At 70.0% G+C, this 14,925-nt stretch carries 17 protein-coding genes; 8 read left to right on the top strand and 9 right to left on the bottom strand.

What is annotated here, in order from left to right; genetic code table 11:
* Positions 1-154 precede the first annotated feature (154 nt).
* Positions 155-994 carry a hypothetical protein gene (locus GRX01_RS18420; protein ID WP_394351404.1) on the top strand — a complete coding sequence of 280 codons (840 nt, stop codon included), beginning with the start codon at positions 155-157 and terminating at the stop codon, positions 992-994.
* Between the two features lie 110 nt (positions 995-1,104).
* Here the strand turns inward: GRX01_RS18420 and GRX01_RS18415 are convergent, their stop codons facing one another.
* On the bottom strand, positions 1,105-1,407 hold the full coding sequence (locus GRX01_RS18415; protein WP_159671251.1) for a hypothetical protein: 303 nt from the start codon (positions 1,405-1,407) through the stop codon (positions 1,105-1,107).
* A gap of 308 nt (positions 1,408-1,715) precedes the next feature.
* Between GRX01_RS18415 and GRX01_RS18410 the strand changes: the two genes are divergently transcribed.
* On the top strand, positions 1,716-3,038 hold the full coding sequence (locus GRX01_RS18410) for an MFS transporter (RefSeq protein WP_159671248.1): 1,323 nt from the start codon (positions 1,716-1,718) through the stop codon (positions 3,036-3,038).
* 53 nt (positions 3,039-3,091) lie between these two features.
* On the opposite strand, the gene GRX01_RS18405 is transcribed toward GRX01_RS18410, so the two are convergent.
* Positions 3,092-4,057, bottom strand: coding sequence for a WD40/YVTN/BNR-like repeat-containing protein (locus GRX01_RS18405; protein ID WP_159671245.1), 966 nt, complete (start codon positions 4,055-4,057; stop codon positions 3,092-3,094).
* Positions 4,058-4,228: 171 nt separating this feature from the next.
* Between GRX01_RS18405 and GRX01_RS18400 the strand changes: the two genes are divergently transcribed.
* From GRX01_RS18400 to GRX01_RS18395, 3 genes are all read left to right on the top strand, one after another.
* Positions 4,229-4,966, top strand: coding sequence for an SDR family oxidoreductase (locus tag GRX01_RS18400; protein WP_159671242.1), 738 nt, complete (start codon positions 4,229-4,231; stop codon positions 4,964-4,966).
* A gap of 128 nt (positions 4,967-5,094) precedes the next feature.
* A complete protein-coding gene (locus GRX01_RS18990; RefSeq protein WP_201289655.1) occupies positions 5,095-5,250 on the top strand; it encodes a hypothetical protein in 156 nt (51 codons plus the stop codon).
* A gap of 176 nt (positions 5,251-5,426) precedes the next feature.
* Entirely contained in the window at positions 5,427-6,020 is a 594-nt protein-coding gene (locus GRX01_RS18395) for a helix-turn-helix domain-containing protein (protein ID WP_201289654.1), read from the top strand.
* A 60-nt stretch (positions 6,021-6,080) separates the two neighbouring features.
* On the opposite strand, the gene GRX01_RS18390 is transcribed toward GRX01_RS18395, so the two are convergent.
* The 3 genes from GRX01_RS18390 to GRX01_RS18380 all read right to left on the bottom strand — a co-directional run bounded on the left by GRX01_RS18390 (position 6,081) and on the right by GRX01_RS18380 (position 8,556).
* On the bottom strand, positions 6,081-6,554 hold the full coding sequence (locus tag GRX01_RS18390; RefSeq protein ID WP_159671239.1) for a DUF6789 family protein: 474 nt from the start codon (positions 6,552-6,554) through the stop codon (positions 6,081-6,083).
* A 108-nt stretch (positions 6,555-6,662) separates the two neighbouring features.
* Complete coding sequence (locus tag GRX01_RS18385) at positions 6,663-7,997, bottom strand: methyl-accepting chemotaxis protein (RefSeq protein ID WP_159671236.1); 1,335 nt, start codon at positions 7,995-7,997, stop codon at positions 6,663-6,665.
* Between the two features lie 202 nt (positions 7,998-8,199).
* Complete coding sequence (locus GRX01_RS18380) at positions 8,200-8,556, bottom strand: DsrE family protein (protein WP_159671233.1); 357 nt, start codon at positions 8,554-8,556, stop codon at positions 8,200-8,202.
* Between the two features lie 185 nt (positions 8,557-8,741).
* On the opposite strand from GRX01_RS18380, the gene GRX01_RS18375 reads away from it, so the two are divergent.
* The gene (locus GRX01_RS18375) at positions 8,742-8,927 is read left to right on the top strand and encodes a hypothetical protein (protein ID WP_159671230.1); all 186 of its coding nucleotides are present in this window, start codon (positions 8,742-8,744) and stop codon (positions 8,925-8,927) included.
* A gap of 162 nt (positions 8,928-9,089) precedes the next feature.
* Here the strand turns inward: GRX01_RS18375 and GRX01_RS18370 are convergent, their stop codons facing one another.
* Positions 9,090-9,476: a DoxX family protein gene (locus tag GRX01_RS18370; RefSeq protein WP_159671228.1), complete on the bottom strand. Its 387-nt coding sequence runs from the start codon at positions 9,474-9,476 to the stop codon at positions 9,090-9,092.
* Positions 9,477-9,478: 2 nt separating this feature from the next.
* A complete protein-coding gene (locus GRX01_RS18365; protein WP_159671225.1) occupies positions 9,479-10,525 on the bottom strand; it encodes a WD40/YVTN/BNR-like repeat-containing protein in 1,047 nt (348 codons plus the stop codon).
* A gap of 186 nt (positions 10,526-10,711) precedes the next feature.
* On the opposite strand from GRX01_RS18365, the gene GRX01_RS18360 reads away from it, so the two are divergent.
* Positions 10,712-11,713, top strand: coding sequence for a TatD family hydrolase (locus GRX01_RS18360; RefSeq protein WP_159671222.1), 1,002 nt, complete (start codon positions 10,712-10,714; stop codon positions 11,711-11,713).
* Between the two features lie 99 nt (positions 11,714-11,812).
* Here GRX01_RS18360 and GRX01_RS18355 read toward each other — a convergent pair whose 3' ends face one another.
* Positions 11,813-12,703, bottom strand: a complete 891-nt coding sequence (locus tag GRX01_RS18355) for a fumarylacetoacetate hydrolase family protein (protein WP_159671219.1) — start codon at positions 12,701-12,703, stop codon at positions 11,813-11,815.
* Positions 12,704-12,778: 75 nt separating this feature from the next.
* Complete coding sequence (locus tag GRX01_RS18350) at positions 12,779-14,134, bottom strand: amidohydrolase family protein (protein ID WP_159671216.1); 1,356 nt, start codon at positions 14,132-14,134, stop codon at positions 12,779-12,781.
* A 110-nt stretch (positions 14,135-14,244) separates the two neighbouring features.
* On the opposite strand from GRX01_RS18350, the gene GRX01_RS18345 reads away from it, so the two are divergent.
* A complete protein-coding gene (locus GRX01_RS18345; protein WP_159671213.1) occupies positions 14,245-14,892 on the top strand; it encodes a TetR/AcrR family transcriptional regulator in 648 nt (215 codons plus the stop codon).
* Positions 14,893-14,925 lie beyond the last annotated feature (33 nt).

Below are 14,925 nucleotides of genomic sequence, written 5' to 3'. Positions count from 1 at the left end.
CCGCGCCGGCGGACCGCCGCGCGGCCGGCGGCGACCACGACGCGCTGGCGGCGTTCCTCGCGGACGAGGAGCGGGTCGAGGCGGTCCGCCGGGAGGCGCGAGCGGAGGCGCGGGCCCGCGCCGACGAGTGGGGACTCGGCGATCAGCTCGCGGAGTGATCGACCGAGCTACGGTCGTCGGGCTCCTGCGTCCGGCAGTGACGCTGCTTCGACTGCTTGCCGCCCGCGAGGTGGCGGACTTCGCCGAGTGGTATCGCGCGGGCGCCGAGTACACCGACCGCGTCGCCGACGGGATGGACTTCGACCGCGCCGGCGCGGACGCGACGGGCGCGGACCCGGTCGCCGACCCCTCGGAGACGCTCGCGGCGCTGCGGGAGGGCCGGACGGATGTCCCGCCCGAAACCGCGCGGGTCGTCGCCGCCACCTACCTCGGCGACGCGGACTTCGGGCGGCCGTTTCTCGCGTACACTCCCGGATGGTACCGGCTCGCGCTGGCCGCGCCGGTCGCGCTGGCCGCGCGTCGCCTCCGGCGGGTCGCGGCCCCGTTCCGTGAACGGGTCGCCGCCGCCGGCGACGATGGGAGGCTCGATGCCTCGACGGTTCCCGCGTTCAGCGCTCCCTCGGATCTCCCGATCGACGCCGACGCGGTCGTCGCGGTGCGCGACGGAGGCGGGTTCGAGGCGTTCGAGCGGTCGTTCGTGCTCGCGGACGCCGTGTTGCACACCGAGTGGTTCGCGCACGTCGCCGCCGCCGCCGGGATCACGGTGCCCCAGGATCTGATCGACCGCACGATTCACGAGTCCGCAGCCCACTACACCGGCGGTCGCGAGTCGCTCTCGCCGGACGTGCGGCGGTTCCAGCGGCTCCTGTTCGCGGACGACGCGTGGGTTCGGGACGTCGACACGAGCTATCGGCTGAACTCGGCGCTGTTCGGCGTGTGGGAGCGGATACTCCGGGAGGAGCGGCGACGACTCGACCGCGCGAGTCGGAACTGACTGCGGCCGAACACGAGCGGGGACGGGAAGCGAACGAGCGGGGACCGAGGGGAAACAGGGATCGATGCGGAGTCGGGACCGATGGGAGCGGAGCGTCGGCGCTCGTCCGGTCAGCGGCCGGTCGCCTCGCTCGCGTCGGTGGCGTATCCGCGGCCGAGCGCCAGGGCGGCGACGTGGGCGACGATCAGGCCGGCGACGAGGAGGGGCTGTGTCGAGGTGACGCCGGAGGCGAGCGCCGGGAGGTACGCCAGCGGGAGGAGGGCCGCCAGCCAGAAGGCGATCGCCTCGCCGGCACGTGCGGCCTCTGTGAGGGCCACGGTCGTGGAGGCGACGGTTCGGCGGGCGAGCTGGGGCGCCGACACGTCGTCGGCGTCGAGGGTGGGGACGGAGGGTGTTCGGTCGGTCGTGGACATGGGTCGGGCGTGTCCGGTGCATGAACTCCCGACCACCTATACCCGTCAGACCGTTGGCGGCGCTTCGCTCGATTCACGGAGGGTTCACGACCGTTCGCGGTTCGAATACGGGGTCATCGGGACCGTTCATGACCGTTTCTGGCCGCCCGAGACGGTTTATTCGGTCCGCTCGGGCGGTTTCGTGGGATCCAGTCCTGTCCCGATGCTCGTGACAACGACCCACGCGACTCGTGGGCCCGACCCGCACGCTTTCCGGCGATGTCCGCCGCGAGCCGAGCGCTTTGGGCGACCGGGATGTTTCGGTTCGTATGAACCTCCCCTCCGTGCGCCGCCCCCGCGTCGACCGCGGGACGGCGCTCGTCGGACTCGCGGCGGTCACGCGGGTCACCGCGGGGGCCCTCCTCGGCACGTCGCTGGCGGTCCACGTCGGGCGCACCGGGTCGGCGTTCGAGGTGTCCCTGCTCGCGACCGCGTTCTCGCTCGGCATCATCCTGTTCGCGCCCGTGTGGGGCGCGCTCGCGGACGTGACCGGCCGCCGGAAGCTGATCCTCGTCGGAACCGGGGTGGGCGCGACCCTCGCGCTCGTGCCGCTGTTCGCGGTCGAGGCGGTCGCGGGCGCCGTCTCCCTCGTGCTCCCGGTGACCGTCGATCCGGTGTGGATACAGGTGCTCGTCCGCGGCCTGTACGCGGTCTTCATCGCCGGCTTCAGTCCGCTGATGCTGACGGTCGCCTCCGAGCGCGGCGGCCCGAGCGGCCGCGGGAAGTCGGTCGGCGCGTACAACGCCTTCACCGCCGCCGGGGCCGGAACCGGACAGTTCGCCGCGGGCCTCGTGCTCGGAGCGCTCGTCCCCGGCGACGTGTACGTCGTCGTCGCGGCCGTCTCGCTGCTGGCGACCGTCGCCGTCGCCCTCGTCGACCCCGGCGACACGACCCCGGACCCCGACGCGGAGTCGCTCCCACGGGAGGTCCGGTCGCGGCTGCTCCCCGCCGCCGGCGAACGCGGCCACCTGTCGACGAACGGGCTCGGGTGGCTCTACCTGGGGCTGTCCGCCCGGCAGGCGACCGTCTCCGGCGTCGGCGCGCTCATGCCCGTCTACATCGTGTCGACGCTCGGGCTTCCGGAGTCGTGGATGGGCGCGGTGCTGGCGTTCAACCCCGTCTCCCAGACCGCGCTGATGTACTACCTCGGGGGCGTCGTCGACGAGCGCGGGCGCAAGCCGATGATCACGCTCGGGATGGCCGGGTCCGCCGCCTTCGGCCTCGTCGCGGCGGCGGCGGTGCTGGTTCCGGGCGGGCTCGTGGCGGCCGGGGTCGTCGCGCTCGGCTACGTCACGCTCGCGGTGGCGTTCTCCGCGATGTGGACCGGATCGGTCGCGTTCGTCGCCGACGTGGCGCCCGAGAACCGCGAGTCGGAACTGATGGGCCTGGCCTCGACCGCGCGGTCGGTCGGCGGCGTCGTCGGTCCGCTCGGCGTGGGCGCGGTCGCCACCGTCGCGGGCTACCCGACGGCGTTCGCGGCGGCGTCGGTGCTCGCGCTGGGCGCGGCCGTGGTCGTCTCGCTCAGAGTCACGGAGAGTCGCCCGGCGGTCGCGGACGTCGGCACGGGGGCCGGCGTTCCCGCGGACGACTGACCGTCCGCGTCACTCCCGTGCCGCCCGCTGCGGTCGACCCGCGTCGGCGCCGTCTATCGCTCGATGACGGTGCCGCCGGCGCCGACGGCCACGTCGGGCTCGCCGCGGACGACCGCCTTCAGGTTCTGCCCGGTCGGCGTGTCGCGCTGCCGCCACTCGTGTCCGTCGAACTCGAAGACTGCGCCGCCGCCGCCGACCGCGAGTCCGGTGTCGCCGGCGTCGGCCACCTCGATGTCCCGCAGGCTCGCGTCGCCGAGGTCGGTCGTCCGCCACCCACTTCCGTTCCAGCGGAACACGGTCGCGCCGCCGCCGCACACCCACACGTCGTCGACCCCGTCGCTGTCGACGCCGTAGAAGTTCACGTTCGCGTCGGCGATCCCGGTCCGCTCGTAGACGCCGCCGTCGGCGGTCTCGAAGACGGTCTTGTTGCCGTCGACCGCGTGGCCCGCGCGGTCGTCGAAGAAGTCCAGCGCGTTGACGTTCGACCCGCTTCCGGGTGTGACGGCGTCCCAAGTGCCGGTCTCGCCGTTCTCGAAACTGGAGTAGATCTTCCCGGAGTCGCCGGCGACGTAGACGTTGGCCTCGCCAGCGGGGCCGCGGACCGCGACGTCATTGAAGTTGTTCGTCACGTCGTTGGGCGCCGAGTGGTCCATGAGTCCGTCGGTCGTCACGTCGTACTCGCCGATCGCGCCGGAGGACCCGACGAACCAGAGCCGCTCGCGGTCGTCGGTGACGCCCGCACCGTACAGGGAGTTCCCGTTGCCGGTCGGGCCGCCGTCGAGGACCTTCTCCCAGCCGGCGTCGGTCCGTCGGATGACGACGCCGCCGCCGCCGACGGCGTACACCCCATCGACCGTACGCACAACGCCGTGGAGGGTGTTGCCGGTCGGCGTCTCCGCGCCGGTCCAGCCGGCTTCCTCGGCGGCCGTCACCCCCGTCGCGGCGGTGCCGGCGACGACTCCGGCGGCGAGCGTTCGAAGGGCGGTTCGTCGCGTCAGCGTGGGTCTCTGATCGGACATCGCGATCGGGGGATCGGGGCACCGGAGGGTAAAAATCGGACCTCTCGAAGCGGAATGAACGCCGATTAATCCGGATTAACCGGACGAATCGACCCGTTCTCACTCCCTCGCGAGACGACGAGGCCGACCGACGTGGAAACCCCTTTGCCCCTCCCGCGTGAGCGGCCGTCCATGCGTGACATCGACGACGACTCGGTCGCGATCACGGGGGCAAGTTCCGGCATCGGCGCGGCGACGGCGCGGACGCTCGCGGCGGCGGGCGTCGACCTCGCGCTTGGCGCCAGACGGGAGGACCGGCTGGCCGACCTCGCGGCGGAGTTGCGCGACGAACACGGCGTCGCCGTTGAGGCGATCGCCGTCGACGTGACCGAGCGCGAGCGCGTCGAGGCGTTCGTCGAGGCCGCCGCGGAGGCGTTCGACGGACTCGACGGTGTGGTCGTCAACGCGGGGATCGGCCTCGACGGCGACCTCGACTCGATGTCGATCGACGACTACCGCACGATGATGGGGGTGAACGTCGACGGCGCGTTCCACACCGCCCGGGCGGCGCTCCCGCACCTCCGCGAGTCCGACGGGACCATCGTGTTCGTCGCCAGCTTCGCCGGCGAGTACCCCCGTCCGACCAACCCGGTGTACGCCGCGAGCAAGTGGTGGGTTCGCGGCTTCGCCCACAGTCTGGAGGGGAGCGTCGGCCCCGACGGCGTCGCCGTCAGCGTGGTGAACCCCACGGAGGTTCGCACCGAGTTCGGCAGCGAGCAGGGCGAGTCCTTCGAGGAGCAGTTCGACTCCGCGGACGTGACGGACCCGGACGCCATCGCCGACGGGATCCGCTTTTGCCTCTCACAGGAGGGCACGGACACCGTGAGCGAACTGGACCTGTACCGGCGGGACAAGTTCGCCGGGTGGTGAACGGGGTCCCCCTTCGGGGGCGCGTCGACGCGTCCGCGGACCTCCGGTTCCCCGGACGGCCGTTCGACGCGACGGGACGAGCAACCGTTAACTGGATCCGTGCCCATAGTTAGCATGGGTGATACCGGATGTGTCACTTCGGACCCCACCGAGTCGAGGACGAGTACGGGTTCCTGGAGGAGCCCGACGAACCCGACGAGGAGGTCGAGGCCGAGACAGCGTTCGAGGACGAGTTCGAGGAGGCCGAGGACGTCCGAATCGTCACGGACGGCGGCGACGACTGACGGCGACGACGAGCGACGGCGGCGATCGCGTTCGCCCGACCGTGACGCCGCGCCGGCGTCGGCGACGCGGGTGAGATCGAATCCGGACGACCGCCGTTCGCCCGACGCCGGTCGGTTGCCCGTCGCCCTCGCTCACCCGCGATCGATTCTTTCGTTCGTTTCGTGAGGTATCGGGTATGGGCACGACCGACGACGCCTACCGGCTGGTCGAGTGTTCCGACTGCGGCGCCCTCGCCGTCGGTGGGGACGAGGTCGGGTGCTGCGGGTCAGCGATGGCCCCGACGGGCCGGACCGTCACCGACGCGACGGACGGCGACGTGGCCGACGGGGCGCCGGCGTCGGACGACCTCGACCGTCCCGGCGTCTCCGAGGAACCGCCCGAGCCGGACCTGGACGAGCTCCTCCGGGTGGTGTTCGGGATGTCGCCGGCGGAGTTGGACGTGTGCCTGTGCGTCATGGAACACGGGACGCTGACCACCGCGGAACTGACCGAGCGCGTCGGCTACGACCGAAGTGTCGTCGCACGCCACCTCAACCACCTCGCGGATCTGGGCGTCGTCGAGAAGCGACGGCAGATCCTCGACCGCGGCGGCGACGTGTACGTGTACACCCCCGAGCCGCCCGAGACCGTCCGCCGGCGGTTCCGCGAGACGTTCCTGCGGTGGGCCGCCGCCGGCGTCGACCGCATCGACGACCTGAGCCGCGAGAAGGTCGAGGGGCTCGCCGAGGCGGAGTCGGCGACGGAGTGGACCGTCTTCAGGGAACCGTAGGTCCGGAAGGCCGAGTCGAACGGCGCGGGGCCGGGACGCTCCCGCGTCCGCGTCGCCCGCTCAGACGGTGTCCTCGATGGCGACGTAGACGACGCCGAGGACGAGCCCGTAGACGACGTGCCACAGCAGCGACGGCGGCGCGAAGTTCGGGAACGGCGGGCTCGCCGGCGACCCGACGGCGCTCAGCCAGATCGGCATCACCAGCGCCGCGAACACCGCCCACGTGGCGACGCCCCAGCCGACACCGAGGCCGACGACTTTCCCGTCGGAGTCGAGGTCGAGCGCGCCGGCGAGCCCCCCGAAGACGACGCCCAGGACCGCCCCGTGAGAGACGTGGACGACCATCCCCACGCCCGGGTTCGGCGGCGGCGCGAGCGTGTACAGCGACGGGATCGCGACCGCGATCACCGCCGCGTTCATCGCGAGCATCAGCGCGCCCATGACGATGCCGCCGGCGATCCCGCCGACGACGCCGGCGCGCCAGTTCCCGGGCAGCGATTCCGTTTCGTGTGTGGTCTCGGTTGTAGTCGACATGTCCACCTCGGAGTTCTCGACTCGGTAACATAACGACGCGTCGGCTGTTCGGACCGCCGACGCGACGGCGACGGAGTTATATAGGAATTGACGCCCTCGGGCCGCCGATCAGGTCCCGTCCAGCAGTTCGTCCATCCGGGCGTCGACCCGGTGGATGCTCTCCTCGATCGCCTCCAGCCGCTCGCTCTGGTCGCGGTTCGCCTGCGCCAGCTCGTCGACCGCGGTCGACGCCTCGCCGGCACGCTCGGCCGCCTCGTCGGCCATGCTCGCGACCTCCTCGGCGGCCACCGCCTGATCGTCGGTCGCGTCGGCGATCTCGGCGATCCCGTCGTCCGTCTCGGTCGCCGCCGACAGGATCTCCTCCTGGTTCCGCCTGATCTCCTCCAGCGCGTCGCCGATCTCCTGGATCTCGTCGTCGGTCTCGTGGACGCTCGACTCCGTCTCGGCGGCCACCTCGCGGATCTCGGAGACGGTCTCCTCGACGCGGTCGGAGTGCTCGACGGACTCGTCCGCGAGCTCCTTGATCTCGTTGGCGACGACCTCGAAGCCGCCGTGGTTGCCCTCGCCCCGCGCCGCCTCGATGTTCGCGTTCAACGCGAGCATGTTCGTCTTGTCGGCGATCCCGTCGATCACCTCGACGAACTCCGCGACCTCCTCGACGCGCTCGCCCAGCAGGGAGGCGTTCTCGGCCATCAACTCGGACTCGGCGGCGACCGTCTCGGCGCGGTCGACGAGCGTCTCCGTCGTCTCGATCGACTCCTCGCCGAGGTCGGTCACCGTCGCCGCCCGCTCGCTCACCTGTTCGGCCGAGGAGGCGATCTCCTCGACGGTCGCGCTGAACCCGGATATCTCCGACCTGACGTGTTCCAGCTCCTCGACCTGGTCGGAGGTGATCCCGCTGATGTCGTCGGAGCGGGCCGCCACGCTCTCCGCGTTCCCGCGGATCTCGGCGACCGCCGTCTCGACCTCCTCGGAGAACTCCCGCTGGAGGTCCCGGAGCGACTTCTGGCGCTCGACCACGTCGGTCACGTCGAGGAGGAACTCGACCGCGCCGACGATCCCCCCGTCCCCTGCGCGCAACGGGGTGGCGACGGCGCGGGCGTGTACGACCTCCCCGTCGGCGTTCTCGGCCGACCGGAACGACTCCTCGCGCACCGGCTCGCCGGTCCGGGTCACCGTCTCCGCGAGGGTCTCCTCCTCGCCCTCCGTGCCGAAGACGTCGTAGGCGTTGAGCCCCACCGCCTCCGACGCGGGGAGTCCCAACATGTCCGCGACGGCGGAGTTCCAGTGCGTGATCGTTCCCTCCCGGTCGACGACGAACGCGGCCTCGGGGAGCGCCTCGACGAGTCCGACGAACACGGGACCGAGCGACGAGGGGTCCCCGTCGGAGTTCCCCCCTCCGTGTGATCCGATCGCGGTATCGGACGCTTCGGTGGATGCCATACTCGCCCGACGACCGATCCGACAAGAAAGCGTTTCGCCCGCGTTCTCGATTCTGGATCCGGATCCCGGGACTGTGTTTCGATCTGGGACGACGTCGCTACGATCGGCTCCGCCGAGCGGGGAGGGGTATCACAAAGAAGTCGGGCGACGATCGACGGCCGAACCGCCTCGCAGTCCGGTGACTCGACCGGCCGGGTCGACCTCAGAAGGTGATGATCTCGTAGTCGTCGTCGACGAGGCTCCGGATGCTGGGGTGTCCGTCGTGGTCGTCCAGCGTGACGAGCCCGGAGTCCGCGACGGCGTCCTCGACGCCGAACGCGCCCGAGCAGTAGTCACAGACGGCGGTGTCGTCGCGGACTGTCTGATACAGTTCATGGTAGTCGCTGTCCTCGTCCTCGAGCTCGGGGACCCACTGTGTCCCCGCGCCGTCGAAGATGAGTTGGAGCTCGTCCTCGTCGTTCTCGGCGAACTCCTTGGCGGCCTCCAGCCCGTTCGCGAGGCGACCGAGGTTCTCGTGTCCGTCCGTTCCTGCCAGAATGATGATCGCTGCTTTCGTCATGGCGTATCACCGTACGGCGGGGCGGGGGATAACTCGACCGTGGCCGTGCGGCGGCGGCGCGTTCGGGCGCCGTATTTATATTTCACGTCGCGTTCGACGGGTCTGACGGCCGTCGACCCAGTGCCGACCCCCAGTCCGCGACAACGGACGGAACATTATTGTCCCCTGTTATCGACCCTCATGGTATGGGACACGAATGCGCGATCTGGCGGACCTGCACCGGCGGCGAGGCGGTCGCACGCGCGAGCGACGCGTCGCCGCCGCGGTCGTTCCGTAACCGGCCGGTCTGCCGGGCGTGTCTCGACGCGCTCGAGGCCGACCCGACGGTGGATCTCGAGATCGTGGAGCGGTTCTCGCCGCGGGCAGCCTGAATCGCCGCGGGCGGGTACGACCCCCCGCGGTCGGACCCGCCGGCGTGCTCGGCGTCGCCCGGGCCGAGGACTCGTCGCCGTCGACGGATCCGTTCGACGAGCGAAGCGAGGGGCGCTCGATGGGCCGATCAGGCGTCATCGCCGTCGGTGCTGTCGTTGTCGCTACCCGTCGTCGCCGCCGTCGTCCGCGGCATCGAGGAGCATCACCGCACAGCCCATCAGCGCGACGTTCTTCAGGAAGTTGATCTCGTTGCCCTGGCGCTCGCCGCCCTCCTGGTTCCAGAAGTCGTGGATGACGGGGGTCGTGCTCGCGAAGAACACCAGCACCGCGCCCGCGGCGAGTCGCGGGAACCGCCACAGGAGGATCCCGACGTTCGCGACGAGGAGCATCCCGGTCGCGAACGGAACCATGACGTCCGGCATCGGCACGCCCTTCTCCTCGGCGATCCCGACGCGCTTGTCGTTGTTTCGGAAGCCGTCGATCGCCATGTACGCGAGGATCCCGCCGTACATGAGTCGGCCGAGCCGGGAGGGTGCGTCGCTCGCCATCGTCAGACCGCCTCGATCCGGCTCACGTTCGTCTCCACGCGCCCGACGGTGTGGTACTCGCCGTCGTCGTCGCGTCGGATGATCCGCCCCTCCACGTCGTCGCGGGCGTCGGGCACGTCGAACAGGCCCGACCCGCACAGCACGTCGCCGTCGTGGACGGTCCACGTCTCGATCACCTCGTGGGGCTCGCCGGGGTACGACACGCGCTCGAAGTCGCGCCCGAAGTTGGTCGACTCGAACAGCGCGGTCTCGTGCTCGTCGTTCACCCACGCCGGCGGCGCCTCCTCGCCGCCGCAGAAGATCACCGTCCCGTCGTGGACGAACACCCGACGGATGTACGAGAAGTCGTTCCCCGTGTCGACGCGGCTCCACGAGTCGCCGGCGTCGGTCGTCCGCCAGAGGCCGCCCTCGCCGACCGCGTGGCCGAGGCCGAGGTTCTCCAGGTCGTGGTCGAGGTAGCCCGTCGTCGCGAGCCACACGTCCTCGGAGATCGGGAGGATCTGATGGATGTCGTCGACGATGGTGTCGCGGCGGTCGAGCCACGTCCGCCCGCCGTCCTCGCTCAGGTGGATCCCGCCGGCCTCGACGCCGGCGATGAGGTGGTCGGGGCGGCCCGGGACCGCCTCCAAGGAACGCAGCCGCGCGTAGTGGGGGTCGATCGGCGATTCCCAGTGACCTCTCGAGGGCAGGTCGCGAAAGCCCTTCAGTTCGGACCACGTCTCGCCCTCGTCGACCGAGCGGAACACGTACGGGTCGTTGGTGCCCGCGTACCACGCGCCGTCGCGGGTCGCAAGGAACGACCACACCTCGCTTTGCCCCGCGTGCCAGAAGCGGTCGCCGAGCGGGACGCCGAGATCGGTCCAGGTGTCGCCGCCGTCGGTCGACCGAAACGCGCCCTCCGAGGACGCCACGAACGCGCCCTCGGTGTGGTCGAACGTGCGGACCGCGGTGACGACGCCACAGTCCAGCACCTGTTCGGGATCGCCTCGATCGAACGGAACGTCGTCGACGCGGTACAGCCCCGCATCGGTCCCGATCAACAGTGACATACCCGATGCCAACGCACCCCAGATAATAAATATTTACCAAACTGTAAACCACCACGTGTCGCCCCGATCGCGACCCTCGTATCGACCGTGGCCGCCGCACACCGGACCGACAACCCGTGACGGGCTCCACGCGACCGACCCACCGTGATCGACTTCCCGTAACCGACTCACCGTTACCGACCCACCATGACCGACACCCACCCCACCACTCGCCCGACCGACGCGACGTATCTGGACGAGGACCTCGACCTCCCGACGGAACTGTTGAACACGCCGTGGATCGACGGCCACAACCACGCACACACGCTCTCGTACGAGGACCGCGAGCGGTACGCCCTCTCGGGGTGTGCCGGGATGGTGATGGTCTCCTCGGGCTATCACTGGACTCCCTACAAGCCCGTCCGTGCGTCCGATATCCGCTACCTCTGGGACGACGCGATCAACCGCCGCGCGGCCATCGAGCGCAACCACTTCTTCGAGGCGAAGCTCGGGCTGGGCGTCCACACCGGCGTCCGCATCGAGGACCCCGACGCGGTGCTCTCGGCGATGGACGAGTACTGTGAGTTGGACGAGGTCGCGGTCGTCGGCGAGACCGGCGTCACCCCGAGTCAGCACGTGGAGGCGTGGGATCTCGACGAACAGCGCGCCGTCGTCGAGGCGCAGATGGCGATCGCGGACGACCACGACCTCCCCGTGATCCTCCACACGCCGAACACGTCGCCGCCGGCGAAGCGCTCCTACCGCCCCGAACTCGGCACGCCGGGCTACGAGAAGAACCCCGGACTCGGAACCGAGCCGGTCATCGACGGCGACAACCCGGCGCTGGAGGCGGTGAGGATCGACGTCGAGGCGGCCCACGACGCCGGCCTCCCCGAGGAGCGGGTGATCGCGTCCCACGCCGACGAGAACAACACGGCGTACCTGATGGAGGAGACCGACTGCTACCTCAGCTACACCATCGGCCACTCCTGGCTCGTCGGCGTCGACGCCGCTACCGTCGCCGATGCCATCGACGAGTACGGTCCCGAGCGGATCATGATCGACACCGACTGCGCCAACGTCCTCCGGACGGACCCGTACGCGATCAAGCGGGCGATGTTCGAGCTGTATCGCTACGGGATCGACCCCGACGACATTCGCACGGTCGTGTGGGAGAACCCGAAGCGCGTGCTCGGGCTCGACGGATAGTCGAAAACGCGGAACGTCGGTTCGGCCCGAGTTGACACCGGTGCGGCGGATCGCCGCTCGGGGAGCGGTCCCGGACTTCCGGTCCCGCCCCGTCTCGCCTCAGCGATACACGCAGTCGTTCGTCAGCTCGCCCAGTCCCTCGACGCCGATGGTGACGCTGTCGCCCTCCTCCAGCAACACCGGCGGCTCGCGGTAGACGCCGACGCCGGGCGGCGTCCCCGTGAATATCAGGTCGCCGGGCTTCAGCGTGAACGCCTGACTACAGAAGGACACCAGCTCGTCGATCCCGAAGATGAGCTGGTCGGTCGAGGAGTCCTGTAGCCGCTCGCCGTTCACCTCGGCGTAGATGTCGAGGTCGTGCGGGTCGTCGACCTCGTCGGCCGTCACCAGTTCCGGGCCGGTCGGGGCGAACCCGTCGAGGCTCTTCCCCCGGACCCATTGGCCGTCGCCGTGCTGGAGGTCGCGGGCGGACACGTCGTTGCCGACGAGGTAGCCGGCGACGTGGTCCATCGCCTCGTCCTCGCTCACGCGGCGGGCCTCCTCGCCGATGACGACGACGAGCTCCGCCTCGTAGTCGACCTTCTGTGTGAGCTCGGGGTCCCAGCCGATCGCGTCGTCCGGGCCGGCGACGGTCGTCGGGAACTTCGAGAACAACACCGGCGTCTCGGGGATGTCGTGGCCGCCCTCCTCGGCGTGGTCGCGGTAGTTCAGCCCGACGCAGACCACCTTCTCGGGGTCGCTCACGGGCGCGTGTTCGTCCACCTCGGCGGCGTCGTACAGGCCGGTTCCGGTCTCCTCGGCGTACTCGACGGCCAACTCGGCCTTCCGTCGCCACTGCCAGTTCGCGAGCAGGTCGGCGGTCGACGCGGGGATCTCGACGCCCGCGGCCGCGCCGGCCTCCGGGAGGCGAACTATCGTGTCGTCGTCGTCGAGGACGGCGCCGGTCCACGCGGCGTCGTCCTCGGGTGTGCTGTATTGTCCGAATCGCATCTGTGTGTGCTGTGAACGGTGTCTCGTGTCGTGGTGTGTTTCTCGTTCCGTGCTTCGCCGTCGTCGCGCGGCGCCTCAGAGATCGATCCCGGCCTCCTCGACGAGCCGACGGCCGGACTCGATGAACCGATCGTACTCGGCGTCGACCAGATCGTTCGTCAGTTCGCCGTCCCGCTTGACCGGCTCGCCGTCGACGAGCACGGTGTCGACGTGCGAGGGGTCCGACTGGAAGACGATCGTCTGCACCGCCGAGTGCGACGGCGCCGTCATGAAGTCGCTCGCCTCCAGCAGCACGATGTCGGCGCGCTTGCCGGGCGTGAGCGTCCCGATATCGTCGTCCAGTCCGAGCGCGCGTGCGCCCTCGATGGTCGCCATCTCCAGGGTCTCGCGGGCGCCGAGCCCGAGCTCCGTGACCTCCTCGCCGGTCTCGATGATCTCCTGGTTGCGGAACATCCGCTGGACCTGCATCCCGATCCGCATCTGGCTGCCCATGTCGCCGCTGACGTTCGAGCAGACGTCGACGCCCCACGCCGGGCGCCCGCCCGCCTCGAGCACCTTTCCGGTGACGGGGATGCCGTGGCCCATCTGCATCTCGACCTCCGGCGTCGACGAGAAGGAGACGCCCTGCTCGACGGCGTGATCGATGTCCTCCTGGGAGAAGTGGTTCCCGTGGGCGACGTTCACGTCGGGGCCGAGCATGTCCTCGTAGGCGCCGAAGCCCTGGTACTCGGGGTTGTACTCCGAGGAGGTCCACTGCGCGGCGCCCATGTGGATGGTCGAGAGCGCGTCCAGTTCCCGCGCCAGCTCCAGGTCGCGCACGGCGGTCTCGTCGACGCAGAAGTCCGGTCCGCGGAGCCCGATCGCCAGGCTGAGCAGGTCGTCGTCGCGGATCTGCTCCTCGTGGAGCTCGCGGATGTTGTCCTCCGGGAGGCCGACGTCGCTGTCGTACCACCACTTCGCCGCGTCGTCGCCCGGCGGGCCGTAGGTGTACACCGCGCGCAGCCCGGCGTCCTGCAGCGCGTCGACGGCGCGTTCGCCGTGTTCGAGCGTGTTGGGGTACGACCAGTCCAGCGCCGTCGTCGTCCCCGTGGCGAGCTTCTCGAAGGCGCCGAAGAGACCGCCGAGGTACATGTCCTCCGGCTGATAGAGCCCGGTGATGTTGCCGAGCATGTGCTCGAAGTACTCGCCCATGAGCGACCAGTCCCCGGCGATACCCCTCACCTGCGTCTGTGCGAGATGGATGTGGGAGTCGACCAGTCCCGGGAAGACGATCTTCCCCGACGCGTCGATCACGTCCGCGTTCGCGTCCGAGAGGTCCTCCCCGACCTCGAGGATCTCCCCGTCCTCGATCAGCACGTCGCCGCCGTCGACCTCCCCGATGTCGGGGTCGAGCGTGACGATCGTCCCGTCCTTGATGATCGTTTGTGCCATGTGCATCGGCACCATGGGTGTGTGGGTATGAAAGTATTACCATCTGGTAAACGACGGACGGCGCCCGTCGAGACAAAGTGCTATATGTGACTCGGCGCAACCTTCCGGCAATGAGCACGTCGGACGAGGGGTCCGTTCCCGCGGACACCCGCGAGGACATCATGGAGGCGACGTTCCGCGCCCTCAGCGAGCACGGCTACTCCGCCCTCCGCATGCGCGACATCGGCGAGGAGATGGAGATGACGCGGCAGGTGATCCACTACCACTACGACGGGAAGCGGGATCTCATGTCGAGCTTCCTCGAGTACATCATCGACCAGTACGAGGGCAGCGTCGAGGTCGACGGAAGCGCCCCGCCGCGGGAGGAGCTGGAGGCCCGCGTGCACCAGTGCCTGTTCGGCCCGGGGTTCGAGGAGTTCTCCCACTGGGACCGGATGAAGGTGTACCACGAGCTGTTCACCCACGCCCAGAACGACGAGGAGCACCGCGAGATATTCAACGAGCACTACGGTCGAATCCGCGGCAGCATCACCGAGGTCGTCGAGGACGGCATCGAGCGGGGTGTCTTCCGCGACACCGACCCCGAGCGGGCGGGTCAGCTGATAACCGACATCATCCACGCCGCCCGCGGCCGCAAGCTCTCGCTGGGCCACGACGACGCTCCCGAGCAGGCGTGGCGCTCCATCGACGAGTTCGTCGTCGACTCGCTGCTCGCCGTTGACGCCGACGGCCCCGACACCGTCGAATCCGACGCCTGATCGGGACCGGGCCGTAGCCCTTCCCGGCCTCCC

Origin of the sequence: Halobaculum saliterrae (assembly GCF_009831625.1) — an archaeon.
GTDB classification, from domain to species: Archaea; Halobacteriota; Halobacteria; order Halobacteriales; family Haloferacaceae; genus Halobaculum; species Halobaculum saliterrae.
This window is presented reverse-complemented; position numbering and strand designations above follow the sequence as displayed.

Excerpts from the sequence above, each read along its gene's own strand:
- GRX01_RS18350 (WP_159671216.1), bottom strand. The coding sequence starts at position 14,134 with ATGGCACAAACGATCATCAAGGACGGGACGATCGTCACGCTCGACCCC.
- GRX01_RS18385 (WP_159671236.1), bottom strand. The coding sequence starts at position 7,997 with ATGGCATCCACCGAAGCGTCCGATACCGCGATCGGATCACACGGAGGG.
- GRX01_RS18380 (WP_159671233.1), bottom strand. The coding sequence starts at position 8,556 with ATGACGAAAGCAGCGATCATCATTCTGGCAGGAACGGACGGACACGAG.
- GRX01_RS18370 (WP_159671228.1), bottom strand. The coding sequence starts at position 9,476 with ATGGCGAGCGACGCACCCTCCCGGCTCGGCCGACTCATGTACGGCGGG.
- GRX01_RS18395 (WP_201289654.1), top strand. The coding sequence starts at position 5,427 with ATGGGCACGACCGACGACGCCTACCGGCTGGTCGAGTGTTCCGACTGC.
- GRX01_RS18360 (WP_159671222.1), top strand. The coding sequence starts at position 10,712 with ATGACCGACACCCACCCCACCACTCGCCCGACCGACGCGACGTATCTG.
- GRX01_RS18990 (WP_201289655.1), top strand. The coding sequence starts at position 5,095 with ATGTGTCACTTCGGACCCCACCGAGTCGAGGACGAGTACGGGTTCCTG.
- GRX01_RS18375 (WP_159671230.1), top strand. The coding sequence starts at position 8,742 with ATGGGACACGAATGCGCGATCTGGCGGACCTGCACCGGCGGCGAGGCG.
- GRX01_RS18400 (WP_159671242.1), top strand. The coding sequence starts at position 4,229 with ATGCGTGACATCGACGACGACTCGGTCGCGATCACGGGGGCAAGTTCC.
- GRX01_RS18410 (WP_159671248.1), top strand. The coding sequence starts at position 1,716 with ATGAACCTCCCCTCCGTGCGCCGCCCCCGCGTCGACCGCGGGACGGCG.
- GRX01_RS18355 (WP_159671219.1), bottom strand. The coding sequence starts at position 12,703 with ATGCGATTCGGACAATACAGCACACCCGAGGACGACGCCGCGTGGACC.
- GRX01_RS18390 (WP_159671239.1), bottom strand. The coding sequence starts at position 6,554 with ATGTCGACTACAACCGAGACCACACACGAAACGGAATCGCTGCCCGGG.
- GRX01_RS18345 (WP_159671213.1), top strand. The coding sequence starts at position 14,245 with ATGAGCACGTCGGACGAGGGGTCCGTTCCCGCGGACACCCGCGAGGAC.
- GRX01_RS18405 (WP_159671245.1), bottom strand. The coding sequence starts at position 4,057 with ATGTCCGATCAGAGACCCACGCTGACGCGACGAACCGCCCTTCGAACG.
- GRX01_RS18365 (WP_159671225.1), bottom strand. The coding sequence starts at position 10,525 with ATGTCACTGTTGATCGGGACCGATGCGGGGCTGTACCGCGTCGACGAC.
- GRX01_RS18415 (WP_159671251.1), bottom strand. The coding sequence starts at position 1,407 with ATGTCCACGACCGACCGAACACCCTCCGTCCCCACCCTCGACGCCGAC.